This window comes from Gelidimonas denitrificans (assembly GCF_055694065.1).
The window spans coordinates 3,022,633-3,049,290 of the sequence record NZ_CM146350.1 but is presented as its reverse complement, the minus strand read 5'-3'; the positions used below and the strand labels follow the sequence as shown (position 1 = coordinate 3,049,290).

Sequence of the window (26,658 nt, the reverse complement as noted above, 5' to 3'; positions counted from 1 at the left end):
ACTTGGCTGGGTATATCAATAAACAATGTATTTTCCGCATGTATTTATTGCGCATGCTATTCATACCCCGGTTTTAATGATTAATGCCGTAGGATGGGTGAAAATATTTCACGCCACATAAAAACGCTTTTTTGGCACAATCCCGCTTGCAATGCTTTTACCCATAGCGTCACCAAAAGTAAAAAATGGTTTGTGCATTGCTGCTATTTGTGACTGAAACAGCGGTGATAAGGTGTCACTCCGTTTTACCTATCTTATCCGCCTCACCCGTATTAGGACTCGCCCATGAATGCGCCTACAGAACCGACTTTTATGCCGGAGCGGCAACGCGAGGTGGTGGCTGCCTTGCGCGCGCTGCTGCCGGCCGATTGCATCCTCTTTAACGAGGAAGATACCCGGCCCTACGAATGCGACGGGCTGGCTGCGTATCGCCGCCTGCCGATGGTGGTGCTGCTGCCGCAAAACGAGGCGCAAGTGGTGGCGATCATGCAAACCTGCCGCGAGCTGGCGGTACCGATCGTGCCGCGCGGCGCCGGCACCGGCTTGTCCGGCGGCGCGATGCCGATTGCCGACGGCGTGGTGCTGTCGCTGGTCAAGCTCAACCGCATCGTCGCGCTCGATCCGGCGTCGCGTACCGCGGTGGTGCAGCCGGGCGTGCGCAATCTGGCGATTTCCGACGCCGCCGCCCAGCACGGCTTGTATTACGCGCCCGATCCGTCATCGCAAATCGCCTGCACCATCGGCGGCAACGTGGCCGAAAATTCCGGCGGCGTGCATTGCCTGAAATACGGCCTGACCGTCCACAACGTGATGCGGGTGCGGGCTGTCACCATCGACGGCGACATCATCGAACTCGGCAACGGCGCGCTGGATGCGTCCGGGCTGGATTTGCTGGCGGTGTTCATCGGCTCCGAAGGGATGCTGGGAATCGTCACCGAGGTGACGGTGAAACTGATCCCGAAACCGCACACCGCGCGCGTCATCATGGCGTCGTTCGACGATGTGGTGCGTTGCGGCAACGCAGTCGCCAACGTGATTGCCGCCGGCGTGATCCCGGCCGGGCTGGAGATGATGGACAAGACCTCAACCCGGATGGTGGAGCCGTTCGTCAAGGCCGGTTACGACATCGACGCCGAAGCGATTTTGCTGTGCGAGTCGGACGGCACCATCGAAGAGGTGGAAGAAGACATTGCGCGCATGAGCGCGGTGCTCAAGGAGTGCGGCGCGACCGCGATCACGGTGTCGCAAAACGAGGCCGAACGGATGCGCTTCTGGTCCGGCCGCAAGAACGCGTTTCCCGCCGCCGGCCGGATTTCGCCCGATTACTATTGCATGGACGGCACCATCCCACGCAAGAATCTGGCCCAGGTATTGCTCGGCATTTCGCAGATGGAAATCAAGTACGGCCTGCGCTGCGCCAACGTATTTCATGCCGGCGACGGCAACTTGCACCCGCTGATTTTGTTCGATGCCAATCTGGAAGGCGAGTTCGACCGCGCCGAACGCTTCGGTGCAGAAATTTTGGCGCTGTGCGTCGAAGTCGGCGGCACCATTACCGGCGAGCATGGCGTCGGCATCGAGAAGATCGGTTCGATGTGCGTGCAGTTTACCGCGCTCGAAATCGCCGCCTTCATCGCCGTCAAGCGCGCTTTCGATCCGGCCTTTCTGCTCAACCCCGACAAGGCGATCCCGACCCTGCAGCGCTGCGCCGAATACGGAAAAATGCGGGTTTCCGGCGGCCAGCTGAAGTTTGCGGATTTGCCGCGTTTTTAAGTTTAATGAATCGATCGGGTAAATGATGGAGCAAGTGTTACAGCATTTCAAACAGCAAGTGCATAGCGCAACTGCTGACAAGACCGCGCTGCGCATTCATGGCGGTGGCAGCAAAGACTGGTACGGCCAAACATTGGCCGGTGCGCCGCTCGATACCCGCGCTTATCGCGGCATCGTCGCTTACGATCCGACCGAACTGGTGATCACCGCCCGCTGCGGCACGCCGCTGGCGGAAATCGAGGCGGCGCTGGCAGCCGAGAGTCAGATGCTGGCGTTCGAGCCGCCGCATTTCGGCGACGGTGCCACCATCGGCGGCGTGTTCGCCAGCGGCCTGTCCGGCCCACGTCGTCCTGCCGCCGGCGCGCTGCGCGATTTCGCGCTGGGCGCAACGCTGCTGGATGGAAGCGGCGAAGTCTTGCGTTTCGGCGGCCAGGTGATGAAGAACGTGGCCGGCTACGATGTCTCGCGGCTGCTGGCCGGATCGATGGGAACGCTGGGCCTGATCCTGCAAGTGTCGTTCAAGGTATTGCCGAAACCGTTCGCCGAAGCCACCTTGCGCTTCGAGCTGGAGCAGGCGCAGGCGATCACGCAACTCAATGCCTGGGCCGGCCAGCCGTTGCCGATTTCGGCCAGCGCCTGGCATGACGGCGTGCTGATCCTGCGCCTGTCGGGCGCGCAAGCGGCGGTGTCTGCCGCGCAGAGCAAGTTGGGCGGCGAGCCAGTGCGGGATGAGGATGCCGAACAGTTCTGGGTTCCGTTGCGCGAACAGAGCAACGGCTTCTTTGACGATTTTGATGACGATGCTGAACAAGCGGTTTTGTGGCGCTTGTCGGTGCCGGGCATGACGGCGCCGCTGCTGGAAGAATATGCGCAATTGATCGAATGGGGCGGCGCACAGCGTTGGCTGAAGACCGATTCCAGCGCAGCCGCTGCAGCCATCGTGCGCGCCGCGGCGTTTCAGGCCGGCGGCCACGCGACCCTGTTTCGCGGCGGCGACAAGTCGGTTGGCGTGTTCCAGCCGCTGGCCCCGGCCATCGACCGGATACACCGCAACCTGAAAACCGCATTCGACCCGGACGCAGTTTTCAATCCGGGCCGGATGTTCGCGCATCTGTAGGACACATCATGCAAACCAATCTCGCCGACTTCATCAAAAACACCCGCGAAGGCCAGGAGGCCGATGCAATTTTACGCAGCTGCGTCCACTGCGGTTTCTGCACCGCGACTTGCCCGACCTACCTGCTGCTGGGCGACGAGCTCGACGGGCCGCGCGGTCGCATCTATCTGATGAAGCAAGTGTTGGAAGGCAAGCAGGCCAGCGCCAAGACGCAGTCGCATCTGGACCGCTGCCTGACCTGCCGCAATTGCGAAACCACTTGTCCGTCCGGCGTGCAATACGGCCGCCTGATCGATATCGGGCGCAAGATCGTCGATGACCAGGTGCCGCGTCCGCTGTCGCAACGCTTGCTGCGCACCGCGCTGAAAGAAGTGTTGCCGCGCCGCTGGCTGTTCACGCCGGCGCTGAAGGCCGGTCAATTGCTGCGGCCGTTGTTGCCGAAGGCGCTAAAAAACAAAATTCCCGTTGCGCATCCAGCCGGGAGTTGGCCGACGACAATACATGCACGCAAAATGCTGCTGCTGGACGGCTGCGTGCAACCGGCGATGTCGCCCAACATCAACGCCGCCACCGCCCGCGTGTTCGATGCGCTCGGGGTGCAATTGATAGTGGCGCCCAAAGCCGGCTGCTGCGGCGCGATTCGCTTCCATCTGAACGATCAGGCCGGTGGCCTGGACGACATGCGGCGCAACATCGATGCCTGGTGGCCGCTGGTGGAGGCCGGCGCGGAAGCGATCGTGATGACGGCTTCCGGCTGCGGCGTGACGGTCAAGGATTACGGCGACTTGCTGGCAGCCGACCCGGCCTATGCAGAAAAGGCACAACGGATTTCGGCATTGACCCGGGACGTGAGTGAAATCCTGCCCGATTTCGAAGCAGCATTGCTGCAAAAGCTGGATGGCAAGATCAACAAACGGGTTGCCTATCATCCGCCCTGCACGCTGCAACACGGCCAGCAAATTCGCGGCAAGGTCGAGGGCGTGTTGCGCGCGGCCGGCGTCGATGTCACGCTGTGCGCCGACAGCCACCTGTGCTGCGGCTCGGCCGGCACTTATTCGGTGTTGCAACCGGCGCTGTCGTATCAATTGCGCGACAACAAGCTGGCCAATCTGCAGGCCAGCGCGCCGGAGCTGATCGTCTCGGGCAACATCGGCTGCATCACACACCTGCAGTCGGGCACCGCGACGCCGGTGCGGCACTGGATCGAGTTGATCGATAGCGCATTGGGTAACTGACACGACATCAGTAGGTCGGGTTAGCGGCTTCATCGCGTAACCCGACGATGCATACGCAAAATTAAGTAGTGCAAGCCTCCGGGAGCATCCGCCATGATCAATACCTGCGCCACCTTGCTGGTTTTTCAAACTCTCGGGGAGGGGCTGGCTTATGCGTTGTCGCTGCCGGTGCCCGGGCCTGTCATCGGCATGGTGCTGCTGTTTGTGTATCTGGTGTTTAAACGCGATGCAATTCACGATTTGGCACCGACCTCGCTTGCTCTGCTGCGCCACTTGTCTTTGCTGTTCGTGCCGGCCGGCGTCGGGATCATGGTGCATTTCCAGCGGGTTGCTGCCGAGTGGCTGCCGATTGTCGCGGCGCTGCTGGCCAGCACCGTGGTGTCGATCGTGGTCACCGCTGCAGTCGTCAAGGGTTTGCAGAAATGACGCCGAAGCTGGATGCGATCTGGGTGTATCTGGCAGCCTCGCCATTGCTGTGGCTGACGGCGACCCTGCTGGCTTACCAGATCGCGTTTGCGATTTATACCCGGGCCAAGTTCAATCCGCTGGCCAATCCGGTGGCAATCGCGGTGGCCTTGATCGTACTGGTCCTGACTTCGACCGGGACGTCCTACAAAACCTATTTTGATGGCGCGCAGTTCGTGCATTTTCTGCTGGGGCCGGTCACGGTGGCGCTGGCGATTCCGCTGTACCAGCAGATCGCAAAGCTCAAGCGCGACTGGTTCGCATTGCTGGTGGGGTCTATTGTCGGCTCGGCTGCGGCTATTGCCACTGCAATGGCGGTCGCCAAGTGGCTGGGCGCATCGACGGCGACCATTCTTTCGATTGCGCCGAAGTCGGTGACGATGTCGATTGCGATGGGAGTCGCGGAAAAAATCGGCGGCCTGCCGTCGCTCACCGCGGTGCTGGTGATGGTGACCGGCGTGCTCGGCGCGGTCATGGCGCGCGGCATCCTGAGCCTGATGAAGATTACCGACGCCAGCACCTGCGGCTTTGCGCTCGGCGTCACCGCGCACGGCATCGGCACCGCAAGGGCATTTCAGGTCAGCGAGCAAATGGGCGCTTTTGCCGGCTTGGCGATGGGGCTGTCGGGACTATTGACGGCCCTGTTCTTGCCGCTGGTGTTGAAATTGCTGGGGATAATATAGTGGCTTTTGTAGGTCGGGTTACGCGATGAAGCCGCTAACCCGACCTACGATGCTGCGCAACTAGACAATTCCCATGTGCTCGGTGCCGGCATTGAGGTCGCGGTTCTTGGCATTCTTGCTGTCGAGCTTGATCGCCAGCCGCAGATCGTTGACTGAATCGGCAAAGCGTAACGCATTTTCATAGGAAATCATGTCGAGTTCATGGAGATCGAACAGCGCCTGGTCGAAAGTCTTCATGCCGATTTCATTCGAGCGCTTCATCACTTCCTTAATTTCCTGCACATTGCCCTTGAAGATATGATCGGCGACCAGCGGCGAATTGAGCAAAATTTCAACCGCTACGCAGCGCCCTTTGGTATCGCGCAGCGGAATCAGGCGTTGCGAGATGATGGCTTTCAGGTTCAGCGAAAGGTCCATCAACAGCTGGTGGCGGCGTTCTTCCGGGAAGAAGTTGATGATCCGGTCGAGTGCCTGGTTGGCGTTATTGGAATGCAGAGTCGCCAGGCACAGATGGCCGGTTTCGGCAAATGCGATGGCAAAATCCATCGTTTCGCGGTCGCGAATTTCCCCGATCTGAATCACGTTCGGCGCCTGGCGCAGCGCGTTTTTCAGTGCCACGCCCCAGCTTTCGGTGTCCACGCCGACATCGCGCTGGGTCACGATGCAATTCTTGTGCGGATGCACGTATTCGACCGGATCTTCGATCGTGATGATGTGCCCGTAGCTATTCTGATTGCGGTGGCCGATCATGGCCGCCAGGCTGCTGGATTTGCCCGATCCTGTGGCGCCGACCAGGATCACCAGTCCGCGCTGCGCCATCGCTACTTCTTTCAGACTTTCCGGCAAGCCCAGTTCTTCAAAGGTGGGAATCTTGGCTGTAATGGCGCGCAACACCATGCCGACACGGCCCTGCTGCACGAAGGCCGAGACCCGAAAGCGGCCGAGACTGCCCGGGCTGATGGCGAAATTGCATTCTTTCGTGGCTTCGAACGATGCGGCCTGCTTGTCGCTCATGATGGCGTGCGCCAGTTCGATCGTGTGGACGGCGCTCAGGGCCTGGTTGGAGGCCGGCAGAATCTTGCCGTCGATCTTGAATGCCGGCGGGAAATCGGCGGTGATGAACAGGTCGGAGCCATTTTTGCTGACCATCAGTCGCAGCAATTCATGCATGAATTTGGTGGCTTGTTCGCGTTCCATGGTGTTGCCTTTAGTGGGTTATTCGAGGATCAGCCGGGGAAATTTTCCGGCGTTTTTGCCGCCGCGCGCGCGGTGCCGACGGAGATCGCATTGCGCCGCACCAGTTCGGTCAGGTTGTGATCCAGTGTCTGCATGCCAATGCTGCTGCCGGTCTGGATCGCGGAGTACATTTGCGCTACCTTGCCTTCGCGAATCAGGTTGCGGATCGCCGGTGTGCCAAGCATGATTTCATGCGCAGCGACGCGGCCAGTGCCGTCCTTGGTCTTGAGCAGTGTTTGCGAAATGACTGCCTGCAGCGATTCCGACAGCATCGAACGCACCATTTCCTTTTCTTCGGCCGGGAAAACGTCGACGATACGGTCGATGGTCTTGGCCGCCGACGAAGTATGCAGCGTGCCAAACACCATGTGGCCGGTTTCGGCTGCGGTCAGGGCCAGCCGGATGGTTTCCAGATCGCGCAATTCGCCCACCAGGATCACGTCCGGATCTTCGCGCAGGGCCGAGCGCAGCGCATTGCTGAAGGAATGCGTATGGGTGTTGACTTCGCGCTGGTTGATCAGACATTTCTTCGATTCATGCACGAATTCGATCGGATCTTCGACCGTCAGGATGTGCGCGTATTCATTCTCGTTGACATGGTTGACCATGGCCGCCAGCGTGGTCGATTTACCGGACCCGGTCGGCCCTGTCACCAGCACCAGCCCGCGCGGCTTCATGGCCAGATCGGTAAAAATTTTCGGTGCATTGAGCTGTTCCAGCGACAGCACTTTGGACGGAATGGTGCGCAGCACCGCAGCCGCGCCGCGCCCCTGATTGAAGACATTGACGCGGAACCGGGCCAGGCCCGGTATCTCGAACGAAAAATCGCATTCGAGGTGATCTTCGTAATTTTTGCGCTGGCTATCGTTCATGATGTCGTACAGCATGCCATGCACTTCCGCGTGATCCATTGCCGGCAAGTTGATCCGGCGCACATCGCCGTGTACGCGAATCATCGGCGGCATGCCGGCTGATAGATGCAAGTCGGATGCATTATTCTTTACCGAGAACGCGAGTAGTTCGGAGATGTCCATTTATAATCCTTTGGCCTGCAATAATGCGTGAGTGTTGGTGTGTTTTCTGCAATATTTGCTGCAAAATTTTAATATAACTCAGGCAGAGTTTCTATCAAGCATCGCTTACAAAAAAATGATTATGACCAGAATCTCCCAAAACTTGCAAGCCGTTCACCTGGCCATTGCTCAAGCGGCGCAGGCCGCGTCGCGCCATCCCGATAACGTTCAGTTGCTGGCGGTGTCGAAGACTTTTGGCCCGGAAGCCGTGTTGGAAGCAGTGCGTGCAGGGCAGGCGGCGTTCGGCGAAAACTACTTGCAGGAAGCGCTGGACAAGATGGCTGCAGTAGGCGCTGCGTTGCATCAGGAACAAAACAAGTTGCCGCTGCTGGAGTGGCATTTCATCGGCCCGATCCAGAGCAACAAGACCCGGCCCATCGCCGAAAATTTCGACTGGGTCCATACGGTCGAGCGTGAAAAAATCGCCAGCCGTTTGTCCGAGCAGCGCCCGCAGCATCTGGCGCCGCTGAATATCTGCCTACAGGTCAACATCAGCGGTGAAATGAGCAAAAGCGGCGCCGCGCCTGAGGAAATTGCTGCCCTGGCGCAAGCAGTGGCCGCCATGCCGCGCCTGCGCCTGCGCGGCCTGATGGCGATCCCCGAACCGGTTGCGGACTTCGATTTGCAGCGCCAGTCGTTTGCTCGCTTGCGGCAATTGTTTGAAGATTTGAACGCACAGGGTTGCGCGCTCGATACATTATCAATGGGAATGTCGGCCGACATGGCGGCAGCCATCGCCGAAGGCGCCACCATTGTGCGCGTGGGGTCGGCAATCTTTGGTCAACGAAATTATGGGGAATGATATGAAAATCAGCTTTATCGGTGGCGGCAACATGGCTACAGCGTTAATCAGCGGTTTGGCCGGAAAATTCACGGCCGGCGCGAATATCCATGTGGTCGATCTGAATCCCGCCACGCTGGAAAAACTGGCGCAGCAATTCGGCGTCACCACCGCCGCCCAGATCGATGCCAGGGTGGCGCACTCGGACGTGATCGTGCTGGCAGTCAAGCCGCAACAGATGCGGGACGTGGCCGCGCATCTGCAGCCGCAGGTATCGACGCAACTGGTGCTGTCGATTGCCGCCGGCATCCGGGCGCAGGATTTGTCGCGCTGGCTGGCGGGCCACGCTGCAATCGTGCGCTGCATGCCGAATACGCCGGCCCTGATCGGTCAGGGCATCACCGGAATGGTCGCGCTGCCGGGCGTGTCGGCGGCGCAGCACGATGCCGCAAACAGCATCATGCAGGCGGTAGGCAGCACGGTCTGGCTGGATGACGAGGCGCAAATTGACGCGGTCACCGCAGTCTCCGGCAGCGGCCCGGCCTATGTGTTTTATTTTATCGAAGCGATGCAACAGGCCGCGCAAGAACTGGGATTGAATGCAGAGCAGGGCAGCCGGCTAGCGATCGCCACCTTTGTCGGCGCCGCGCAACTGGCTGCGCAATCCACCGAACCGGCCGCGGTTTTGCGTGAACGCGTCACCTCAAAAGGCGGCACCACGTATGCGGCACTCACCAGCATGGACGCCAGCGGCGTCAAGGACCGCATCATCGGTGCGGTGAAGGCGGCAGCGTTTAGGAGTCGGGAGCTGGGTGAAGAGATGGGACGCGATTAACAGACGTAACTAAACAAACGCAACTAAACAAACCTTAACTAAACAAACCTTAACTAAACGCCTGGTTTTTTCTTGTTGCGCGTCACCATGTCATGCAGCAATGGCGCAGCGGTGCGCAGCGCCTGCCAGGCCAGCAGGCCGGTGCGTAGCAGCGGCGACAGGCGGCGCGGCTTGATAATGGCCAGGCCAACCAGTAAACCGATAATCGCGGCCGGGCTGTTCTTGATGCGCTGCAAGAGCGCTAACACATGGTCCAGGGTTGATGTCATCTGCACCAGGGACTGGCTTTGCATCGACAGCGCATCGCGCTGTGCAGTGCAGCGGGCGATCAATTCAGCACGACGTCTGGCGAGCCGCACGAACGTAGAGGAATTCATGACACCTTCCTGTCGCCGCTATGGTCGGGATCGAGTCGCACGAAATCTTTGCGCAATTCCGCTAGCGTGTGCGACAACAGTTTCGGCTTGCCGCGGTAATTGCTGCGAATTCCCAACCCGATCACGATGCTGCAGAAACCGAAAGCGGCAATCAATGAGGCCAGAACCGGAATCCGGTGCGTATCCCAAAAAATCGCGACGATCAGCACTGTGCCCAGCAATATCGTCATGGCGAGACAAAACATCGCAACCAGCGCAAGCAGCAGATAGGTGAAGAAACGCAGGGTTTCTTCTTCCAGTTCGACCGTGGCCAGTTCCAGCCGCGTTTGCAGCAGGTCGATCAGCGTCCCGGCCAGCCGGGAAATCGATGCAGCAATCGCCACTTATTTGCGGCCGATGAGCAAACCGATAATCAGTCCGACGCAAGCGCCCAAACCGACTGACTTCCACGGATGATCTTTGACATATTCATCGGTGTTATGCATGACGTCCTTGGTTCTTTCGACGATGGTTTCTTCCAGATGGACCAGCTCGGTTTTTGCGCTGCGCAGCGTCGATTCAAATTTTGCCTTGGCAACTCTGAATCCTTCGCCGGCTTGCTGTTCGGTGTTTTTCATCAGTTCTTCCGCGTCCGTGATGACACTTTTCAGTTCGCCCATCATCTTGTCGCGACCATCGGTATTGATTTCATTGGGATTCATAAGGCACCTTGGCAAAGTTGGATTGGTCTGAAATGATTTTACTGAAGGTCACTCGGGTTGTTTTGTCCCATATCAAATGGGCAAGCAGAAATGACCTTCGTGCATCTGCATCTATATCTGCATCTACACTGCAGCCAGTATAGGCGAATTTTAACCAGCGGCATAATCGAGCGCTACGCCGGCAAAGATGCATGCGCCGAGCCAGTTGTTGTGGCGGAAAGCGGCGAAGCAGCGCATCCGGTCGCGCTCGCGGATCAGCGTGTAATGATAAATCGCGCAACCGGCAGCGCCGAGCAGGCCGGCGAGGAACCAGCTGCGCAGGCCGAATTGCCAGCCGACCGCCAGAATGATGGTCAGCGTCGCCGCGTAGCACAGCATCACCGCCGCCACATCAAAGCGGCCGAAAGTGATGGCCGAGGTTTTGAGGCCGAGCTTCAGGTCGTCGTCGCGGTCCACCATCGCGTACTCGGTGTCGTAGGCGACCGCCCAGAAGATGTTTGCCAGCAGCAGCCACCATGCTTGCGCCGGCACCGTCGCTTGCACCGCGGCAAATCCCATCGGGATGCCGAAGCCGAAGGCGATGCCCAGATAGGCTTGCGGGATGGCGAAAAAACGTTTGAAGTACGGATAGCTGCCGGCGATCAGCAGCGCCGCCACCGACAGCTGCTTGGTCAGCGCGTTCAGCGGCAGGATCAGCAAGAATGCCGCCAGCGCCAACGCCAACGCCACCATCAGCGCTTCCCATGCCTTGATCTTGCCGGAAGTCAGCGGCCGGTCGACCGTGCGCTTGACATGGCGGTCGATGTCGCGGTCGGCGTAATCGTTGACCGCACAGCCGGCCGAGCGCATCAGCGCGGTTCCCAGCGTAAAAATGAGCAGCAGCTTCCCGTCCGGAATGCCGTCGCTGGCAAGCCAGAGCGCAATCAGTGTGGGCCACAGCAAGAGCAGGATGCCGATCGGCTTGTCGAGTCGGACCAGACGGAAATACAGGGGCAGGCGGGCAGCGAGTGTGCGCATGTTTATTGTTAAAAGCATCGTAAAAAGCAAAATGGGAAGTTGCAACGGAAGTTACAACAATTGCGCTATTGTTCCAGTGCGGCGGCATCGATCATCGTCACCCCGGGCAGGGTGCAGCGCAGAACCGCTTGCCGCACCGTTTCGATGGCGAGGCTGCGCGTGAAACTTTTGCGCCAGGCGATCACCACGCGGCGCGATGGTGCCGGCTGTTCGAACGGCAGGTAACGCAGCATGCCGTCTTTGGCGTCCATGTCCGGCACCGATGCCTTCGGCAGCACGGTAATGCCGATGCCGGAAGCCACCATGTGGCGGATGGTTTCCAGCGACGAGCCTTCGAAGGTGCGGGCGATGCCGTCGCCGGAACTGGCGCCGGAGTAGCGCGACATCTCCGGACAAACTTCCAGCACCTGATCGCGGAAGCAATGGCCGTTGCCCAGCAGCAGCATGGTTTCGGATTTCAGATCTTCGGCCGCGATGCTGCTGCGGTTGGCCCAGCGATGGTGTTTCGGCAGCGCCACCACGAACGGTTCGTCGTACAGCGGCTGCACCATCAGGCCATGATCCGGAATCGGCAGCGCCATGATGGCGGCGTCCAGTTCGCCCTGGCGCAGCAGTTCAAGCAGCCGCACCGTGAAATTTTCCTGCAGCACCAGCGGCATTTGCGGCACCGTGTCGATCATGGTGCTCACCAGCGGCGGCAGCAGATACGGCGCGATGGTGTAGATCACGCCCAGACGCAACGGGCCTGCCAGCGGGTCCTTGTTCTGCTTGGCGATTTCCCTGATGGCGGCAGTCTGCTCCAGCACCAGTTCGGCCTGCGCGACGATTTTCGCGCCCAGCGGCGTGACCGAAATTTCAGCGCCGCCGCGCTCGAAAATCACCACGCCCAACTCATCCTCGAGCTTCTTGATGGCCACCGAAAGGGTTGGCTGTGCCACGAAGCAGGCTTCCGCCGCATGGCCAAAATGTTTTTCGCGCGCGACGGCGACGATGTATTTGAGTTCTGTCAGTGTCATGCCGGTATCTTCGCACAGTCCATCGGCGGACGCCGGCCGGATTCTGGCGTTGATAATATACCGGTATCCTGTATTTTATCTATGCGCAATAAAAATATGCGTTAAATAGCACATTTTTTAATATACTCCATAGTTTACTGTTGTGCGCTGTAAAAAGCATGTTGCGGAATCCGGCCCCTTTTTCAAGGATAACCGGCGCTGCCAGCACCTTCCTGATCGCGGCGCTCGGGCACCGCGCGTTCAAGTGCCGCACGATTCCAGCCGCCTAGGTTCGCGGCTGCCGCATAGCTGTCCTGCAGAAATTCAAGCAGCGCCGCATCGGGCGAAGGGGCGCATCGCAACGCGTCGTAGGGCAAGATGAACTCGTGAATGCTGTCGTCGTAGCGAGCGCCCTCTGCACGCATTGCCGCCGCGCTGAAATCGTGCGGTTCCGGGTAAGCATAGGAATAAAACACCGGGCTAGGAAACTGCGCGCTGCCCGGCCAGAATCCGCAGCTGCTTACCTCGTGCGAATAGGCTTCGCGCGTGACCCAATCCGGGCAATTGGGGATGCCGCCAGGATGCTCGGGGGCAGTGCGTCCGGAAAAGCGCGTCACGGCCAGGTCAAAGCTGCCCCAGAAAAATTGCACCGGACTGCATTTGCCGATGAAACCGGCGCGGAATTGCTTGAACACCCGGTCGGCGCTCACCAGAACGCGCCAAAACCGGTTGGCGTATTCCGGGTTGTACGACGCATGCTGATGATCCTGCTCGAATGGAATGGCGTCGGCGACTTCATTCGGCGTCGTGCGAATTTTTACGTCCAGGCCAAGTGCGGCCAGATGCGCGAACAGATCATGATAAAAATCCGCCACCGAGCGCGGCTTCAATGGCATTTTTCTGACTGCGCCATCGCTGGTCGCGATCAACAGCCGGTGCTCGATAAAGTCGAAATCGATCTGAAACGTGCGTGTGCCGCAGGGGATCGGCGAGGTCGTCAGGCCGCGCGCGGTGAGCGCAAGAGTGACGTGCCAGGAGTGGTTGGTCCACGGCGATTGCACCATCCGGATCTTGCCCACTATTTGGGTCCACATGTGCAACGTCGCGCAAGTATCCTGCCAGTCCGCATAACGCAAGCTGGGCCATTGATCCGACTCGCACGCATCCGTCAATAAATTCGCATTTTCCATTATTTCCTCCATGCAAAAATTTAACCGTGTCAGGTGTTTTCAACTGCCATATTGCGATTTTATTTACTATTTAGCTTTAATGCTTAGTCGAGCGTTTTTTGATAGCGTTGCAACGCAATTGCACCCGCTACCAGCATGAATGCGGCAATCGGCCACAGGCTGGGGGTGATTTCCGCCAGCGTATTGCCCTTGAGCAGAATCCCGCGCACGATGCGCAGGAAATGCGTCAGCGGCAGTATTTGGCCGACCCATTGCGCCCAGATCGGCATGCCGCGAAACGGGAACATGAATCCCGACAGCAACATCGATGGCAAGAAAAAGAAGAAAGTCAGTTGCATCGCCTGCAACTGGTTTTTGGCGATGGTCGAAAAAGTGAAGCCGACCGCCAGGTTCGCGGCAATGAACAGCACCAGCGCAAACAATAGCAAAGCCAAACTGCCGACCATCGGCACATCGAACAGGATGTGCGCGGCGACCAGAATCACCGTGACCTGGACGTAGCCGATCAGAATGTAGGGCACGATTTTTCCGGCCATCACTTCGAATGGCCGCACCGGCGTAGCCAGCAGGTTTTCCATGGTGCCGCGCTCGCGTTCGCGGGTCATCGCCAGCGCAGTCATCATCACCATCGTCATGGTCAGGATCACGCCGATCAGACCCGGCACGATGTTGTAACGCGACAGCCCTTCCGGGTTGTAACGGCGCTGCACCCGCACTTCAAATGGCGCGTCGGTCGGCTGCAGGCCAGCCAGCGGGCCGGTCAAATCGCGCTGCAATGCCTGCCGGCTGATGGCGTTGATGGCGGCCAGCGCATTGCCGGACGCTGCCGGATCGGTGGCGTCCGCAGCCAGCAGCACGGCCGGTTTTTCGCCTCGGATCAGCCGGCGCGAAAAATTCGCCGGGATCACCAGCACGAACTGAACCCGGCCTTCGGCCAGCAACTGGTTGGCCTGTGCCTCGCTGTTCGGGCGCTGCGTGATGCGGAAATAGGTGGAATTTTCCAGCGCCGCAATGAAGCTGCGCGAAAACGTGCTTTCGTCGGCGGAAACCAGCGCCAGCGGCAAGTGCTTGGGATCGGTATTGATCGCGAATCCGAACAAAATCAGTTGCAGAATCGGCACGCCGACCATCATCGCAAAGGTCAGCCGATCGCGCCGAATTTGCCGGAATTCTTTCAGCAGGATGGCGAGAAAGCGCGACCAGCTCATGCGCCGCTCCTGACCTGAGCATCTTGCTCATTTTTACCACTTTGACCATCCTGGCTGTCTTGCATCAAGACGATGAAAACGTCTTCCAGGCTGGATTCAATCGCGGTGACCTGGAAGCCCTGGCCCGCAACAGGCGCCAGCGCCGCATCCAGCGCATCATCCAGCACCTGCTGCGAAGATGCGCTGACATGCAGCGTGGCGCCGAAAGAAGCGACGCTGCGCAGCGCCGGCAATGTGCGCAGTTGGCGGGCCAATGCGCTTAACGCAGCCGGATCATCGGCGGCAATCGCGCACGTCACCAGCCCCGCGCCGGCAATTAGTTCGGCCACCGTGCCGCGCGCCAGCAAGCGGCCTTCGGAAATGTAAGCCAGCTCGTGGCAGCGCTCGGCCTCATCCATGTAATGGGTGGTGACCAGCACTGTCAGGCCGGCCGCGGCCAGATCGTGGATCTGGTCCCAGAATTCGCGCCGTGCCTTCGGATCGACGCCGGCGGTCGGCTCGTCGAGCAACAACAGTTGCGGCGCATGCAGCAGGCAAGCGGCCAGTGCCAGGCGCTGCTTCCAGCCGCCGGATAAAGTGCCCGCCAGTTGGCTGCGGCGGCTGGTCAGGCCCAGGCGCAGCAGCGTCGCCTCGACGGTCTTCTTGCGGTCGGCGACTTCGAAGATGCGGGCGATGAAATCGAGATTTTCCGCGATGCTCAAATCTTCGTACAGGCCGAATTTTTGCGTCATGTAGCCGACCTGGCGTTTGATCAGATGCGATTCGCGCCGGATGTCGTAGCCCAGGCATTGCCCTTCGCCTTCATCGGCATTGAGCAAGCCGCACAGCATGCGCAGGGTGGTGGTTTTGCCGCTGCCGTTCGGCCCGAGGAAGCCGTAAATGCGGCCTTTCGGCACTCGCATGTCGAAGTGATCGACCACGATATGATCGCCAAAACGCTTGGTCAGGCCGCGCACGTCGATGATCGGCGTGTCTTGTGTCCTTATTTGCGTCATCGCTTGTGTCATTGCCGGACAACATCGGCCAGCCTGACTTCCAGCGGCTGGCCCGGATGCAGCAGAGTGGCGTGCTTGCGGTCGGGCCGCGCTTCCACCATGAACACCAGCGTCGCCCGGTTTTCCTTGCTGTAAATCAGCGGCGCGGTATATTCGGCGTCGTGCGCGATGAAGCTGACGGAGGCCGCAATCGCTGCGCTGCAACCGTCGCAGCGCAACTCTACGGTCTGGCCCAGATGTAGTTTTCCCAGCAGCGTTTCCGGGACGAAAAAGCGCGCCTTGATGTTCTGCGGCGGTAGCAAACTCAGCACCGGGCCGCCGGCCGGCACCCACTCGCCCTCCTGAAACAGCACATCCGCCACCGCGCTATCGACCGGAATGGTCGGGCTTTTTTGCGCGACCCGCCAGGCGACTTGCGCCAGTTGCGCCTGCGCTGCATTCAGCGCTTGTTCGGCCACCGCAATCTCGTCGCTTCTGGCGCCGAGTTGCTGCACCCGCAATTGCGCTTGCAGCTCCCGCACGCGGGCCTGGTCGCGCATGACGGCAGCGCGCGCTTCATCCAGCCGCGCCGCCGAAACGAAATGGGCATCGATCAGCTGGGTTTGTCGTACCAGATCGGCCGCGCTCAGGCGCTGCGCCGCTTGCGCTTGCGCCAGTTGCGCTTGCGCGGTGGCGATTTCATCCGGGCGCTTGCCTTTTTTTAGGTTCGCCAGCGAGGCTGCTGCGCTCTGGACGCGAAATGCGGCTTCTGCGCGGGCTGCGGTTTCGCTTTCTTGCTCCAGCACGAAGGCGGACGCGCCGCGCTTGGCCTGGTCGCCTTTTTTGAAATGCAGGGTCAGCAGAGTGCCGGCGATCGGAGTGGAAACGCGCACATAATCGGCTTCCGCATAGCCGGGAAAGCTGCCGGGCGGCGGCTCGGTGCAAGCCGCCAGCGCAGCGGCAATACCGACAAAACCCAGCATGAACAGAGTACGCAGTGCTTTCATCGGAACTTCTTTCGCCTGTTTAACGGATGTTATGCATTGTCCACGAAAGACAGGAAAAGCACGAGCCGGGTTCATGACCCGATGCACTTCATAAAAAACAGGGTGTATCGCTATTTTCATGGCATTTCATGCATATTTTTATTGGTAATATAAAATATACTCAAATAAATATGTAAAAAACGCCCGGCTATTGCTGCAGCGTGGGCAGCTATTCCTGAATAACCACATCAGGGCTGCATCTGCCTCAACTTCTGATCCACAAATGCTTGCAATTCAGCAGACAACATATCGGATGCCTTGGCGCGTGTAAACGCATCCTGCGCTTCCGCCAGGCGATTATCTGCTTGCAGCGAGATGCCGTAGCCCATCCACCAGAGGCCGTTTTGCGGGACTTTGCGTAAGGCAACCGCATAATGCGCAGCCGCTTCCTTGTGGCGTTTTTCACGCTGCAGCAAGGCGGCCAGGAAGGCCTGGTAATCCGCTTGATCCGCGGCATGCGGCAGGGTGCGTTGCAAGGTTTCCAGCGCCGGCCGCAGATTGCCGCGTTCCACCTGAAGGCGCGCCAAAATCATGGCCATTCCCGACTGGGCTGGATCGATGTTCAAGCCTTCCCGTAATGCGCGCACCGCATCATCCTGACGCTTGCCCTCCAGCAGCAAGCCCACCAGAGTCTGGCGCGCTGGCGCATGTTTCGGATTGCGCTGCAAGACTTGCTCCAGGATCTCGATGGCTTCTGCCGGTTGTCCGGCATCGATGCGCGCTATGGCTTGGCGATAAGAATTTTCAGTGGTTTGCTGCGGCGTGACCTCTTTGGCATGCTTGAATTTATCGCTATCCCCGGCTTCGTCTGCGCTGCCTTCCCCGGACTTTTTGGCGTCTTTATTGACATTAGCCGGCACCGCAGGCGCTGCTGCCGCTGCAGCCGGTGCCGTCACTGCAGCGACTGGCGGTTTGGCAGCTATCGTCACAGTTGGGGATTTGACTGGCGCAGGTTTGGTTTCGGGCGGCTTTTCCGCTAATGATTCGATTACGGCTGGGACGGGGGCGTCTGGCGCTGCCGACACTGCGACAACCGTATTTTTTTCCTGTGGCTCCAGCTGATCGGGAACGATGCTGGCGCGCGGCAGCATATTCTGCGGCGATGGCGGTGCTGACACCGGCACGGCGGGTTTGGCTGCCGCAATCACAGGTACAGGCGCGGCGTGACGCCAAAGCAACCACGCAATACCGGCAGCCAATAATGCGGTCAACAACAGCGCTGCCCACAATGCCAGTCGCAATCTGTTGCCTGGCCCGGGCACTGGCCTGATATCGGCTTGCGCTACGCTGCTACCCACGGCGCCAGATCCACGCTGGTCCAGATCCTGCAGCATTTGATTGATGAGACTCATCTGAAATAATTCCAAGCCATATTGATAACAGCAAAAAGCAATGTCGAGCCGCCCAGCAGCCACCAAACCCAGGAAACCTTTTTTACTGAACCAGTATCCCGAGCCGCCATTTTGACGTGACCTGCACGAACTTGTTGCCGACCTTCGCCGTAGGCCGCCATCAGGGATTTATGCGCCAGAATATTCACCAGCCGCGGGATGCCGCCGCTGGCCGCGTACAGCCGGCGCAGAGCGCCAGGGCTAAACAAGCGGCTGCCGGTAAAGCCGGCAATATGCAGGCGATGATCGATATAAAACGCCATATCGCTCTTGCTCAACGGCGCAATTTCATAGTGAAACGTGATGCGCTGGGTCAGCTGCCGGATCGCGTTTTTTTGCAATTTGAGGTTTAATTCCGGCTGACCGAACAACACGATTTGTAATAATTTTCTTTTCTCGGTTTCCAGATTGGTCAGCAGGCGCAGCGCCTCGAGGCTTTCCAAAGGCATCGCCTGTGCTTCATCCAGGCACAGCACCACTTTTTTTCCGAGGCGCGCCAACTCCAGCAGACGATGATTGATTGATTTCATCAACTGATATTGGTCGATATCTTTTTCCAGAAGAATTTCCAGCTTGTCGGCCAACGCCAGCATAAAGGTGCGCGGTTCAAGATAGGGGTTCGGCATATACGCGGTAACAAAACTCGCATCCAGCGAAGCCATGAACTTGCGGCATAACAAGGTTTTGCCGGTGCCGACCTCACCGGTGATCTTGATGAAACCTTCACCACTATTTGTTGCAATCAGCAGCGTATTCAACGCTGCCTGGTAACTGGCGCACCCAAAAAAAAAGCTGGTGTCCGGAGTAATCCCAAATGGCAATTCGCGCAAACAGAAATGTGCCTGGTACATCCCTAGTACGTCCCCGGCGCATCACGCGGCGCCAAGCCTTGAATCCGGCGCTGGCTATCGAGCATGTCTTGCGCCCAGCTATCTTCGCCCTGAATCACGGTCGGCTTGAGCAAGATGACCAGTTCGCGTTTTTGCGAAACCCGGCCGGTGTTGCGGAACAGGTTGCCCAACACCGGGACATCGCCGGCACCCGGCACTTGCGAACGATCCGACGACGAGGATTGCCGCATCAGGCCACCGATCGCAATGATGCGTCCATCCTGGCCGCGCACCACACTATCGGTCTCGGAAATGGCGCTGGAAGCCAAGGGCAGGCTCAAGACGCCATTATTTGCCCCCAAATTGATGGTTTTGTCGACCGTAGTGACTTTGCTGACAGAAGGATGGACATGCAGCGTGATATTGCCGTTTGCGTCGATTTGCGGCGTGACATCGAGCGACACGCCTGAAAAGAACGGCTGCACATCCACTGTCGTTATCGGTAATTGCGTAGTGCTGCCTGAACTGGTGCCGGGGGTTGTGGTGAGCTTCGTTACAAAAAATTCGTCGGTACCGACTTTCAATACCGCTTTTTGATTGTTCATGGTCGCAATCCGCGGGCTGGATAGCACATGCACCGTGCCTTGCGACTCCAGGAATGAAATCAGCGCCGCGAAATTACTGGTCTGAAAAGCCAGACCAAACAGAGAACCCGCCGCTGTGCCAGCCGCATTCAATGCGATACCGCTGACCGCATTGAGGGCATTGGCGCCCCCGCTAGTTAAGGCAGCCGGATTGCTCCCATCCAGCGGCAATGGCGCCAAGGTTGACCCGGGCGAGACAAATCCGAGCGATGAACGGCTGTTTTTAATCGCATTGAGCGACGCAAACGAGGCCCAGTTAATGCCCGATTGAAAGTTGTCATTCAACTCCACTTCCATGATCTTGGCTTCCAGAATCACCTGGCGATCCACTGACAATTGCGTCGCCTTCAAAAAAGTGGACACATTGCGTAATTCGTCCGACATCGCGCGAATCACCACTACCCCCGACTGCGGGCTGATGACCACACTGCGCCCGTCTTTGTTTCCGACGATGGCTTCCAGCGATGCTCTCAGCTCCGCCCAAAAATCGTTATTGGAAGAGGTGCTGATCTTGCTGCTTTCAACCGCATGGGTAGTCGTTCCAGAGGCGGAAGCCGATGCGCCACCCATACCTGAACTATTGGATGTCACATCGCTTACCGAGCCCGAAATCACGCGGATATCGGATGAGCCTTTGCGATTGCTGTTGAGGTAATTGACCTGGAAAATGCTGGTTTGTATGCTCAACGGCTTAACGTAAATGCGCGCCCCTTCCACCTTGTATTCATAGCCGTAAAGCTCGCGCACTGCATCCAGCGCCTCGAACAAGGTGACGTCCTTGAGATTGGCCGAGATGGTGCCGGTGACGTCAGGATGCACCAGCATGTTGTAACGCGTGCCCGACACTATCCCCATGAAAAACTGCTGCGCCGGCGCATTGTTGAACGACAAATTGAATCGTTCTTCCAGCGGCTGCCGGGTTTTTGGCATTTCAATTTTCAGCGGCGGCAACAGCGCGGCGAAAACCGCATCCTGCTGCGCCGGCTTGGCCTTGGTTTCCACTGCCTTGTTCATTTCCGCATTGATCAAATCATACGTTTCACGTTGCGGGGCAGGTGAAACGCATCCTGTCAATCCTATAATCAGGAAGCTTAATAGTGTCTTTTGCATTCTTTATCTAAAGCCTGTTGATTCACATTTTAGCGAGCGGAGTGCATCGCTGGCCGCATCTTGATATCGGGAAAAAGTTTCAATGTTTGTTCTGTCTTGCCATTGCGCAGAATGACTTCTGTTTCACCAATATGAATCAGGCGAGAGTCGCCGAATTTCTCATGCAGTTTCACCGTCTGGCCGCTGATGATGGCCATTTTTCTGCCCGGAGAAATCAGCACCGATTGCAGCACCGGACCAGCGACAGCCGATGCTGCCGCTTCCCCGCGTCCCGCGCCGATCGAGTCCGGCGGCCGCGTCGGGTCCGGGATTGTCTGTGCGACGGCCAGTGACGTCAACAGCCACAAGCACGCCTGCAGCACGATGCTCTTGCCGGACAGGCTCACAGGTTTAGCCATTTTTTATCCAGGCTCAGGGTGAACAGAGTCAGGCTCAAGGTTGCTTCCGGATAGGTTTCTGCTTGCATCTTTGCCTTGCCCCAGAACAACTGCCACGGCATCGCTTCCAGGGCCGACGTATAAGCCAGCATGTCCAGATATTTCCCCTGCAGCACAATTTCCACGCCGTGCTTGTAAATCTCGCCGGTGCCCGGCGCGCTTTGCGCTGCTGCTGGCACGGCTTTTTCTGCCGGAACTGTCGCCGTGTTGGCCGCAACTGGCATCAAACTACTCACAGGCAGGGTATTGAGTGAAATCAGGCGCAAGCTACCGTTGCGCTTCAAAATAGCTTCCAGCAACGAAGCCATGTACTCCGGCTTGACCAATACATCGTTCAAGCCCAGCAAGTCAGCATGCATTTGCTGGGACTGCTGTTGCAATTTTTGCAGGAGTACCTTATTGGCGGCATCCGGGTCGGACACTTGTGACGCCACTTTTTGTTGAATCTCGGTCTGCATCTGGGCAATTTTTGACTGGTCCGATTGTATTTGTTGCGACAAAATCTTCTGCTGTGCGAATTGCGGGTCGAACAATAGTGTGTTGAGCAACAACATCAATGTCAGTGCCGTTCCGGCAAAGATCATGATGCGTTCGCGCAGGCTCATCGCATCAATTTTCAGGATAAATCGTTGTAGCGTTTGCTTCATTGGCTTTTTGCTCCAGGCGATTCTGCTGATTCCTTGGCCGTTTTTGGCGGTGGCAAGTGGGACGCAATATAAGCTTCCGGCGCTGTAGGGGCGTTTGGCAAAGCAGATGTCGCTGTATTTTTCACTATGCCGGAGGAGTGCAGATCAAATTCAACATACGGCGCTGCCGCGAAAAGGGCGCTTGCTGAAGGCACTTTATTGCCTGGTCCCTGCGGCAACTGTATTTCTAAAGTGGAAAAAGTTTTCCCCTGGATGGCAGGCTCCTGTTTTAGCCGATTGATGTAAGCCGGCACCAACTCCGGCCGCAGCGCGCGCCCTTGCAAGCCCAACTCGGTACCGGCGCCCACAATGGTGAAGCCGGTGAGCCACAATCCATCCACGATTTGATGCGCAAATGCGCGTAAATAAGCTGAATATCCTTTGGTATTGCCAATGTCGCCTTTTTGCAGGGTATCGAATACCAGTTGCAAGGACTTCACTTCCGCGTCTGTTGTCCTGACGCCGTCTTCGAGCGCCTGACTTTTTTGGCGTGGCGCATATTCCGCTTTGACCATGTTTAACTGCAGCTGTACCCGGTCTAATTGCGCTGCCGTATTGGTCGCCTCCGTGCGTATGCCGGAAAATTGATAGCGTGAATAGGCAGACAGAAACAACGCGCCAAGCAATATCAAACCCAGAGCTTGCGCCATGGCCACCGCAGAAAAATATTTTTTCTGCTTCAGGAAAATCGGATTGAAGAGATTGATCTGCTGACTCATAGCGCCCTCTTCTCATGGCGCAGGGCGGCCCCAAGCACCATGAAATAGCGTTGCTGTGATTCAACATTATTCAGTTCCGGCGCCTTGGAAAAATCCAGAACCGATTCCAGATCTAAGGTCTCCACCGGGGTATACAAATTAGCGGCCAGGTACTCTTGCAGACCGGCTCCCTCCGGACCCATTGGGGAGAGTAATAATTTGGATAATGGCATCGCATGATATTGCCGGTCGAAGTGATCCAGCGAGCGCTGCAGCTCCAGCGTGATGCGTTCATGCAGAGCCGTCATGTGCGATCCGTCAGCCTGCTGCAGTTGCATCACGGTCATGTCGATGCGCCGTGAAAGATACAGTTCACCGCCAAAAGTGATGGTAATCAATCCACCTTCAGCATTAAACGACAACAGCGCGATGGCGCGTCCTTCCGGCTCCAGCAACGCGGAAATATTACGTTGCGCCATCTCCGGAATATCGATCACGCGCAACGCGATTTTTGCTCCCTCGAACAGGGCCTGGCGTTGTCCGATCAATTGATTGCGGGCCGCCACGGCAAACAGGGTATTGCTGCGCGCCGGCCCGTCCTTGTCGAGCGGCACCGCCAGCACATCGATAGTGGCGTCATCAACGTGATAATCCAGCATGTCCTTGATGCTCCAGCGGATTGCATTCTTGAGCTCGTCAGGCGGCACATTCGGCGCATCCAGTGATAGCAACTGGTACTCACCGGAAGTCAGCAAGTGCGAGCATTGATAACGATCCGCATGCAGTTCTTTTGCGAGTTTATCGAGCGCAGCCGGGTACGCTGCCTTATCAGCAGGATAAAAAGAAAATAATTCCACCAGCGGCTTGCCTGATGCTGGCCTGTTTACATAGGCAACGAAAATGCCATCGGATTGGCAGCTAATAGCCATCCAGCCGGAATTTTTCTTGGTTTTACCGAATAAGCCCACAAATAAACCCTTGCTCGCGCTCTATAAAATAGTTTCAGAAGTTAAGTTACTACACCGCGCTTGTCAATTGCCGGCGCGATTTGGTGCTTAATACATTTCCCGTATGTAGATGAATTCCTTGGCATTTTTGTACGTACCGAAGGTCGCGCGGGCAGTGGGGTTTAACTCCGCTGCTGTTGGGGTAAGCTTTCCTTTCCAGTTGAAATTGAGCCATGGCATGGTTGCAAGATCGAAATACACATCGACATATCCACTTCCTGGGCCAATGGCTGAATTGGCTGGATTCGCCAACGATAGGCGATTGTCTTTGACAATGCCTGATGTATTCTTCAGATACGCTTTTACGCTGCTGCCTGTCGCGGACAATTTGTTTTTTGCGGTCAAAGCAGCATAACTAATACCAATGCTGGCAGGTAAGGTGATCGGTGTACAACTATCGTCGGTGTTGGTTATCCAGCCTGATCCCGTTTTGTAATACTGCACTTTCATTGGAATCGGCAAGGCAAGCAGCTCCGACCCATGCGCATTGGAAAGCGCCATGCGCCCATGGCGAACTATGGAACTACCGATCAGCACTTTGTCGGAAGTGCCATCAGCCGGGGCGGTTATGTCGAGATTCTTGCCGGCCAGGAGGATAGTCACTCCATCGGGATCGACTGGCGCAATGCCAATGCGGAAGGATTCGTAGGGCCCATCCGGGGTCGCGGCACGGTTCAATTTAAGGTTGGCGGTAAATGTGCCGACCCCGCCGTCGATGCCAGTAGCCCAACTGCCACTGGACGACACCAGACCAAGTTCGCCCGCGCCGATCCCATTGACAAAAGCTTTGGCGTTATTCGGCAGCGTCAAATCCGGCAGGTCAACCGCAGCAAAACTGAAGTTGCTGATAGCGCTGCCGTCAAACTTGGCAAAAACTCCCGAGTAATTTTTCGTCACCGTCGGCGTTGCCAAACCATTGTAGGCAGTCAGTTTGAAGTCCTTTACCTGCATCTCCTCGCCGGCGTAAGTGAAATTGGATGGGATGGCGCAGTTCGCTGGCTGCCGGTTGACTACTGCGCCGGATTCAACCAAGAAATGGTCAGGAATGAAGCGACCGAAATAGTTCGTAGTCGATGTGTTCCCGAACTTGCAGCCGTACTTGCCAGCGACCAGCGTATTGGAAAAATTGTCTGTGCAATCGTTTGTCTGATCGACAATAGTGAGCGTGTCATCGTAGACACCTCCGGGCGCTAAATTGAAGTAGCCGACTTCGGAATAGGTGAGGCTCCCCGTTGCCACTCCCGTGCCCGAAGTCGCCGCACCGAAACTCCCGTTAAGCGACCCGGCCCGGCCCGCGCCAGAGTGCGCGGCAAGCTTGCTCAAATCAATTTTTGGCGTTCCATCGTAGGATGACAAAGTGCTGGCAGTTAGCGTGAATGTTGCACCCGCCTTCACCGCAGGCGTTGCGGTGGAACTTGCGCCAATGGCATCGGCGTTTGCGCTCGAACTCACCGAGAAAGCACTTGGACGGACCGAAAACTGGTCAGACGAACAACCGACGATGCTGGGCGACTTACTGGCATCCGTCACCCGGCAGCGCAGATTGGAATAGGCTTTACTGACCGTCATATTGGCGGTAGCTTTGCGCCCCTGATCGGCTGCGGCAAAAATAAGTGTCTGGGAAATGGCTGGGGTGACGGCGGTACGACTGGCGCAGGCAGTAGTGCCAGCGCCATCCACCAGTTCCACCGTTACACTTTTGTTGGATGTAGAGGCGTAAGCAGTTTCTATCGCACCGTCCGTCTTGAGCGCGGCGATGTCGAACATGAAGTTAGTGTCCGCAAGCTTGGTATACAAAGGATTGCGCAAAAGGGGATTGCTCACCAAATTATTGTAGCCAGCACTTTTCTCCATGCATGCAAAATTAGCGGCATTGGAGCCCCCAGAACCAGGCGCTCCACATACTAACGGCTCCGGCAGTATGCCCGAGCCGTTAGTTACGCAGCTCGCATCTTTGCCGTTGCAGCACACGGCATAGACTCTGCTCGACGCACCGATAGTGATGTAGCTCGGCGTGGGATCATTCATGGCTATCTGGCCGCCGACTATACAAGTAGCACCGACGACGATGTAACTAGTCTTGGCGCTGATATTGCCGCTGACCTGGGTACTGGCACCGAGGGTGATGTAACTACCGGCGGTGCTGATATTGCCGCTGACGACGGCTCCAGCCCCGGTTGTGACATAGTCGGCGCCGGTGGTGCCACTGGCTGTGATCGAGCCACTGACCTGTGCACTAGCCCCTAGGGTGACGTAGCCAGCGCCAAGCGTGGCGATAGGGCCACCGACTTTTGCACTAGCCCCCAGTGTGACGTAGCCGGCGCTCTGTGTGGTGACCGAGCCGTTGATTACTGAATCAGCCCCCATTGATACATAGCCGGTAATGGTGCTGACATTGCCGCCAATCCCTGTCTGTTGCGGTGTCGGTGGTGCTGGGGGCGGTATGGTTGCTGCCCCTATTTTGACGAAGCCCGTTTCGGTACTGACGTTGCCGCTAATCCAACTGTTCGCACCGATGGTGACGGCGCCGGCTCCGAGAGTTTGCAGGTTCGCGTTCAAAGTGGAGCCGGCGCCCAGGGTGACCGCGCCGTTAACCACAAGGTCGAGGTCGGAGGGGCTTCCCCCTGAATTAATGAAGACGCCGGCACCGGTAACGAATGCGCCGGTGAAAGTGATGGTGATCGTCTTTGGCGATTTAATGGCGACTGTGTCGCCTGAGGCAAGAGTCAATGCGCCGCAAGTGTAGGAGCTGGCTGCGTCGCCCTTGTCGCGGCTACAGCCTGCAGGCAGGTCTTTAGATGATGGAGAAAATGTATAGTCCGTCGCCTGTGCCGTCAAAGCGGCCAGCAACAACATCGGCAGCGCGACGAGCAGGAATATCCGACGGCGCGCGGCGGCGCTCAATGACGCGATGCGGCACAAGAGTCTGAGGCGCAGCAGCGTTGAGGGTTCACGCTGGACGGGCAATCGGGCGCTGGGCAGGTTGGTGCGGTCACGTAAAATTGAAGCCAGACTACGGTGTAATTGCGCGCAGCAGAATGTAATCATCGAAAATCTTTATGTTTGATCAGTATTTTTTCAATGCCACTAAATATATGCGGATAAGGAACTTTTTTTGCCTATACCCCATTATAAATAATTAGTTCATC

26 protein-coding genes are annotated in these 26,658 nt (G+C 57.6%); 7 read left to right on the top strand and 19 right to left on the bottom strand.

Translation table 11 applies throughout. The features are described 5' to 3' along the window. Positions 1 to 285 precede the first annotated feature (285 nt). The 5 genes from FKCLFG_RS14185 to FKCLFG_RS14165 all read left to right on the top strand — a co-directional run bounded on the left by FKCLFG_RS14185 (position 286) and on the right by FKCLFG_RS14165 (position 5,273). Entirely contained in the window at positions 286 to 1,773 is a 1,488-nt protein-coding gene (locus tag FKCLFG_RS14185) for an FAD-linked oxidase C-terminal domain-containing protein (protein WP_472613725.1), read from the top strand. 25 nt (positions 1,774 to 1,798) lie between these two features. Then, positions 1,799 to 2,890: a glycolate oxidase subunit GlcE gene (glcE, locus tag FKCLFG_RS14180; RefSeq protein WP_472613724.1), complete on the top strand. Its 1,092-nt coding sequence runs from the start codon at positions 1,799 to 1,801 to the stop codon at positions 2,888 to 2,890. An 8-nt stretch (positions 2,891 to 2,898) separates the two neighbouring features. Further along, complete coding sequence (glcF, locus tag FKCLFG_RS14175; protein ID WP_472613723.1) at positions 2,899 to 4,125, top strand: glycolate oxidase subunit GlcF; 1,227 nt, start codon at positions 2,899 to 2,901, stop codon at positions 4,123 to 4,125. A 93-nt stretch (positions 4,126 to 4,218) separates the two neighbouring features. Continuing rightward, on the top strand, positions 4,219 to 4,551 hold the full coding sequence (locus FKCLFG_RS14170) for a CidA/LrgA family protein (RefSeq protein ID WP_472613722.1): 333 nt from the start codon (positions 4,219 to 4,221) through the stop codon (positions 4,549 to 4,551). Continuing rightward, entirely contained in the window at positions 4,548 to 5,273 is a 726-nt protein-coding gene (locus tag FKCLFG_RS14165; protein WP_472613721.1) for an LrgB family protein, read from the top strand. Before FKCLFG_RS14170 ends, FKCLFG_RS14165 begins: the two co-directional genes overlap by 4 nt. Positions 5,274 to 5,333: 60 nt before the next feature. Here FKCLFG_RS14165 and FKCLFG_RS14160 read toward each other — a convergent pair whose 3' ends face one another. Both FKCLFG_RS14160 and FKCLFG_RS14155 read right to left on the bottom strand, forming a co-directional pair. Further along, positions 5,334 to 6,470, bottom strand: a complete 1,137-nt coding sequence (locus FKCLFG_RS14160) for a PilT/PilU family type 4a pilus ATPase (RefSeq protein ID WP_472613720.1) — start codon at positions 6,468 to 6,470, stop codon at positions 5,334 to 5,336. Positions 6,471 to 6,499: 29 nt separating this feature from the next. Then, complete coding sequence (locus FKCLFG_RS14155; protein WP_472613719.1) at positions 6,500 to 7,543, bottom strand: type IV pilus twitching motility protein PilT; 1,044 nt, start codon at positions 7,541 to 7,543, stop codon at positions 6,500 to 6,502. 121 nt (positions 7,544 to 7,664) lie between these two features. Here FKCLFG_RS14155 and FKCLFG_RS14150 point away from each other — a divergent pair, with 121 nt between their 5' ends. Continuing rightward, positions 7,665 to 8,384, top strand: a complete 720-nt coding sequence (locus FKCLFG_RS14150; protein ID WP_472613718.1) for a YggS family pyridoxal phosphate-dependent enzyme — start codon at positions 7,665 to 7,667, stop codon at positions 8,382 to 8,384. Position 8,385: 1 nt separating this feature from the next. After that, entirely contained in the window at positions 8,386 to 9,198 is an 813-nt protein-coding gene (proC, locus tag FKCLFG_RS14145; RefSeq protein ID WP_472613717.1) for a pyrroline-5-carboxylate reductase, read from the top strand. Positions 9,199 to 9,251: 53 nt separating this feature from the next. Here proC and FKCLFG_RS14140 read toward each other — a convergent pair whose 3' ends face one another. From FKCLFG_RS14140 to FKCLFG_RS14060, 17 genes are all read right to left on the bottom strand, one after another. Then, entirely contained in the window at positions 9,252 to 9,575 is a 324-nt protein-coding gene (locus tag FKCLFG_RS14140) for a YqjK family protein (RefSeq protein ID WP_472613716.1), read from the bottom strand. Next, positions 9,572 to 9,958 carry a phage holin family protein gene (locus FKCLFG_RS14135; RefSeq protein WP_472613715.1) on the bottom strand — a complete coding sequence of 129 codons (387 nt, stop codon included), beginning with the start codon at positions 9,956 to 9,958 and terminating at the stop codon, positions 9,572 to 9,574. The genes FKCLFG_RS14140 and FKCLFG_RS14135 overlap by 4 nt, the downstream gene beginning before the upstream one ends. Beyond that, the gene (locus FKCLFG_RS14130; RefSeq protein ID WP_472613714.1) at positions 9,959 to 10,276 is read right to left on the bottom strand and encodes an ElaB/YgaM/YqjD family protein; all 318 of its coding nucleotides are present in this window, start codon (positions 10,274 to 10,276) and stop codon (positions 9,959 to 9,961) included. 150 nt (positions 10,277 to 10,426) lie between these two features. Then, the gene (ubiA, locus tag FKCLFG_RS14125) at positions 10,427 to 11,293 is read right to left on the bottom strand and encodes a 4-hydroxybenzoate octaprenyltransferase (protein WP_472613713.1); all 867 of its coding nucleotides are present in this window, start codon (positions 11,291 to 11,293) and stop codon (positions 10,427 to 10,429) included. 65 nt (positions 11,294 to 11,358) lie between these two features. Further along, the gene (locus FKCLFG_RS14120) at positions 11,359 to 12,309 is read right to left on the bottom strand and encodes a hydrogen peroxide-inducible genes activator (protein ID WP_472613712.1); all 951 of its coding nucleotides are present in this window, start codon (positions 12,307 to 12,309) and stop codon (positions 11,359 to 11,361) included. A gap of 182 nt (positions 12,310 to 12,491) precedes the next feature. Beyond that, positions 12,492 to 13,478 (bottom strand): DUF5996 family protein, encoded by a 987-nt coding sequence (locus FKCLFG_RS14115; RefSeq protein WP_472613711.1) that lies wholly within the window; start codon positions 13,476 to 13,478, stop codon positions 12,492 to 12,494. Positions 13,479 to 13,561: 83 nt separating this feature from the next. Further along, entirely contained in the window at positions 13,562 to 14,686 is a 1,125-nt protein-coding gene (locus FKCLFG_RS14110; RefSeq protein WP_472613710.1) for an ABC transporter permease, read from the bottom strand. After that, a complete protein-coding gene (locus FKCLFG_RS14105; RefSeq protein WP_472613709.1) occupies positions 14,683 to 15,681 on the bottom strand; it encodes an ABC transporter ATP-binding protein in 999 nt (332 codons plus the stop codon). Before FKCLFG_RS14105 ends, FKCLFG_RS14110 begins: the two co-directional genes overlap by 4 nt. A gap of 8 nt (positions 15,682 to 15,689) precedes the next feature. Then, the gene (locus FKCLFG_RS14100) at positions 15,690 to 16,667 is read right to left on the bottom strand and encodes an HlyD family secretion protein (protein WP_472613708.1); all 978 of its coding nucleotides are present in this window, start codon (positions 16,665 to 16,667) and stop codon (positions 15,690 to 15,692) included. A 227-nt stretch (positions 16,668 to 16,894) separates the two neighbouring features. Continuing rightward, positions 16,895 to 18,058 carry a tetratricopeptide repeat protein gene (locus tag FKCLFG_RS14095; protein ID WP_472613707.1) on the bottom strand — a complete coding sequence of 388 codons (1,164 nt, stop codon included), beginning with the start codon at positions 18,056 to 18,058 and terminating at the stop codon, positions 16,895 to 16,897. Continuing rightward, on the bottom strand, positions 18,055 to 18,948 hold the full coding sequence (locus FKCLFG_RS14090; RefSeq protein ID WP_472613706.1) for an ExeA family protein: 894 nt from the start codon (positions 18,946 to 18,948) through the stop codon (positions 18,055 to 18,057). Before FKCLFG_RS14090 ends, FKCLFG_RS14095 begins: the two co-directional genes overlap by 4 nt. 2 nt (positions 18,949 to 18,950) lie before the next feature. After that, positions 18,951 to 20,681 (bottom strand): secretin N-terminal domain-containing protein, encoded by a 1,731-nt coding sequence (locus tag FKCLFG_RS14085; protein ID WP_472613705.1) that lies wholly within the window; start codon positions 20,679 to 20,681, stop codon positions 18,951 to 18,953. Positions 20,682 to 20,710: 29 nt separating this feature from the next. Continuing rightward, entirely contained in the window at positions 20,711 to 21,079 is a 369-nt protein-coding gene (locus FKCLFG_RS14080) for an MSHA biogenesis protein MshK (RefSeq protein WP_472613704.1), read from the bottom strand. After that, entirely contained in the window at positions 21,064 to 21,765 is a 702-nt protein-coding gene (locus FKCLFG_RS14075; RefSeq protein ID WP_472613703.1) for an MSHA biogenesis protein MshJ, read from the bottom strand. The genes FKCLFG_RS14080 and FKCLFG_RS14075 overlap by 16 nt, the downstream gene beginning before the upstream one ends. Continuing rightward, on the bottom strand, positions 21,762 to 22,523 hold the full coding sequence (locus FKCLFG_RS14070; protein ID WP_472613702.1) for a PilN domain-containing protein: 762 nt from the start codon (positions 22,521 to 22,523) through the stop codon (positions 21,762 to 21,764). The genes FKCLFG_RS14075 and FKCLFG_RS14070 overlap by 4 nt, the downstream gene beginning before the upstream one ends. Continuing rightward, entirely contained in the window at positions 22,520 to 23,431 is a 912-nt protein-coding gene (pilM, locus tag FKCLFG_RS14065) for a type IV pilus biogenesis protein PilM (protein WP_472613701.1), read from the bottom strand. Before pilM ends, FKCLFG_RS14070 begins: the two co-directional genes overlap by 4 nt. A gap of 126 nt (positions 23,432 to 23,557) precedes the next feature. Then, the gene (locus tag FKCLFG_RS14060) at positions 23,558 to 26,557 is read right to left on the bottom strand and encodes a DUF6701 domain-containing protein (RefSeq protein ID WP_472613700.1); all 3,000 of its coding nucleotides are present in this window, start codon (positions 26,555 to 26,557) and stop codon (positions 23,558 to 23,560) included. Positions 26,558 to 26,658: the final 101 nt, after the last annotated feature.

Coding starts and splice junctions, on each gene's coding strand:
- FKCLFG_RS14185 (WP_472613725.1), top strand. CDS start 286: ATGAATGCGCCTACAGAACCGACTTTTATGCCGGAGCGGCAACGCGAG.
- glcE (WP_472613724.1), top strand. CDS start 1,799: ATGGAGCAAGTGTTACAGCATTTCAAACAGCAAGTGCATAGCGCAACT.
- glcF (WP_472613723.1), top strand. CDS start 2,899: ATGCAAACCAATCTCGCCGACTTCATCAAAAACACCCGCGAAGGCCAG.
- FKCLFG_RS14170 (WP_472613722.1), top strand. CDS start 4,219: ATGATCAATACCTGCGCCACCTTGCTGGTTTTTCAAACTCTCGGGGAG.
- FKCLFG_RS14165 (WP_472613721.1), top strand. CDS start 4,548: ATGACGCCGAAGCTGGATGCGATCTGGGTGTATCTGGCAGCCTCGCCA.
- FKCLFG_RS14160 (WP_472613720.1), bottom strand. CDS start 6,470: ATGGAACGCGAACAAGCCACCAAATTCATGCATGAATTGCTGCGACTG.
- FKCLFG_RS14155 (WP_472613719.1), bottom strand. CDS start 7,543: ATGGACATCTCCGAACTACTCGCGTTCTCGGTAAAGAATAATGCATCC.
- FKCLFG_RS14150 (WP_472613718.1), top strand. CDS start 7,665: ATGACCAGAATCTCCCAAAACTTGCAAGCCGTTCACCTGGCCATTGCT.
- proC (WP_472613717.1), top strand. CDS start 8,386: ATGAAAATCAGCTTTATCGGTGGCGGCAACATGGCTACAGCGTTAATC.
- FKCLFG_RS14140 (WP_472613716.1), bottom strand. CDS start 9,575: ATGAATTCCTCTACGTTCGTGCGGCTCGCCAGACGTCGTGCTGAATTG.
- FKCLFG_RS14130 (WP_472613714.1), bottom strand. CDS start 10,276: ATGAATCCCAATGAAATCAATACCGATGGTCGCGACAAGATGATGGGC.
- ubiA (WP_472613713.1), bottom strand. CDS start 11,293: ATGCGCACACTCGCTGCCCGCCTGCCCCTGTATTTCCGTCTGGTCCGA.
- FKCLFG_RS14120 (WP_472613712.1), bottom strand. CDS start 12,309: ATGACACTGACAGAACTCAAATACATCGTCGCCGTCGCGCGCGAAAAA.
- FKCLFG_RS14115 (WP_472613711.1), bottom strand. CDS start 13,478: ATGGAAAATGCGAATTTATTGACGGATGCGTGCGAGTCGGATCAATGG.
- FKCLFG_RS14110 (WP_472613710.1), bottom strand. CDS start 14,686: ATGAGCTGGTCGCGCTTTCTCGCCATCCTGCTGAAAGAATTCCGGCAA.
- FKCLFG_RS14105 (WP_472613709.1), bottom strand. CDS start 15,681: ATGACGCAAATAAGGACACAAGACACGCCGATCATCGACGTGCGCGGC.
- FKCLFG_RS14100 (WP_472613708.1), bottom strand. CDS start 16,667: ATGAAAGCACTGCGTACTCTGTTCATGCTGGGTTTTGTCGGTATTGCC.
- FKCLFG_RS14095 (WP_472613707.1), bottom strand. CDS start 18,058: ATGAGTCTCATCAATCAAATGCTGCAGGATCTGGACCAGCGTGGATCT.
- FKCLFG_RS14090 (WP_472613706.1), bottom strand. CDS start 18,948: ATGTACCAGGCACATTTCTGTTTGCGCGAATTGCCATTTGGGATTACT.
- FKCLFG_RS14085 (WP_472613705.1), bottom strand. CDS start 20,681: ATGCAAAAGACACTATTAAGCTTCCTGATTATAGGATTGACAGGATGC.
- FKCLFG_RS14080 (WP_472613704.1), bottom strand. CDS start 21,079: ATGGCTAAACCTGTGAGCCTGTCCGGCAAGAGCATCGTGCTGCAGGCG.
- FKCLFG_RS14075 (WP_472613703.1), bottom strand. CDS start 21,765: ATGAAGCAAACGCTACAACGATTTATCCTGAAAATTGATGCGATGAGC.
- FKCLFG_RS14070 (WP_472613702.1), bottom strand. CDS start 22,523: ATGAGTCAGCAGATCAATCTCTTCAATCCGATTTTCCTGAAGCAGAAA.
- pilM (WP_472613701.1), bottom strand. CDS start 23,431: ATGGCTATTAGCTGCCAATCCGATGGCATTTTCGTTGCCTATGTAAAC.
- FKCLFG_RS14060 (WP_472613700.1), bottom strand. CDS start 26,557: ATGATTACATTCTGCTGCGCGCAATTACACCGTAGTCTGGCTTCAATT.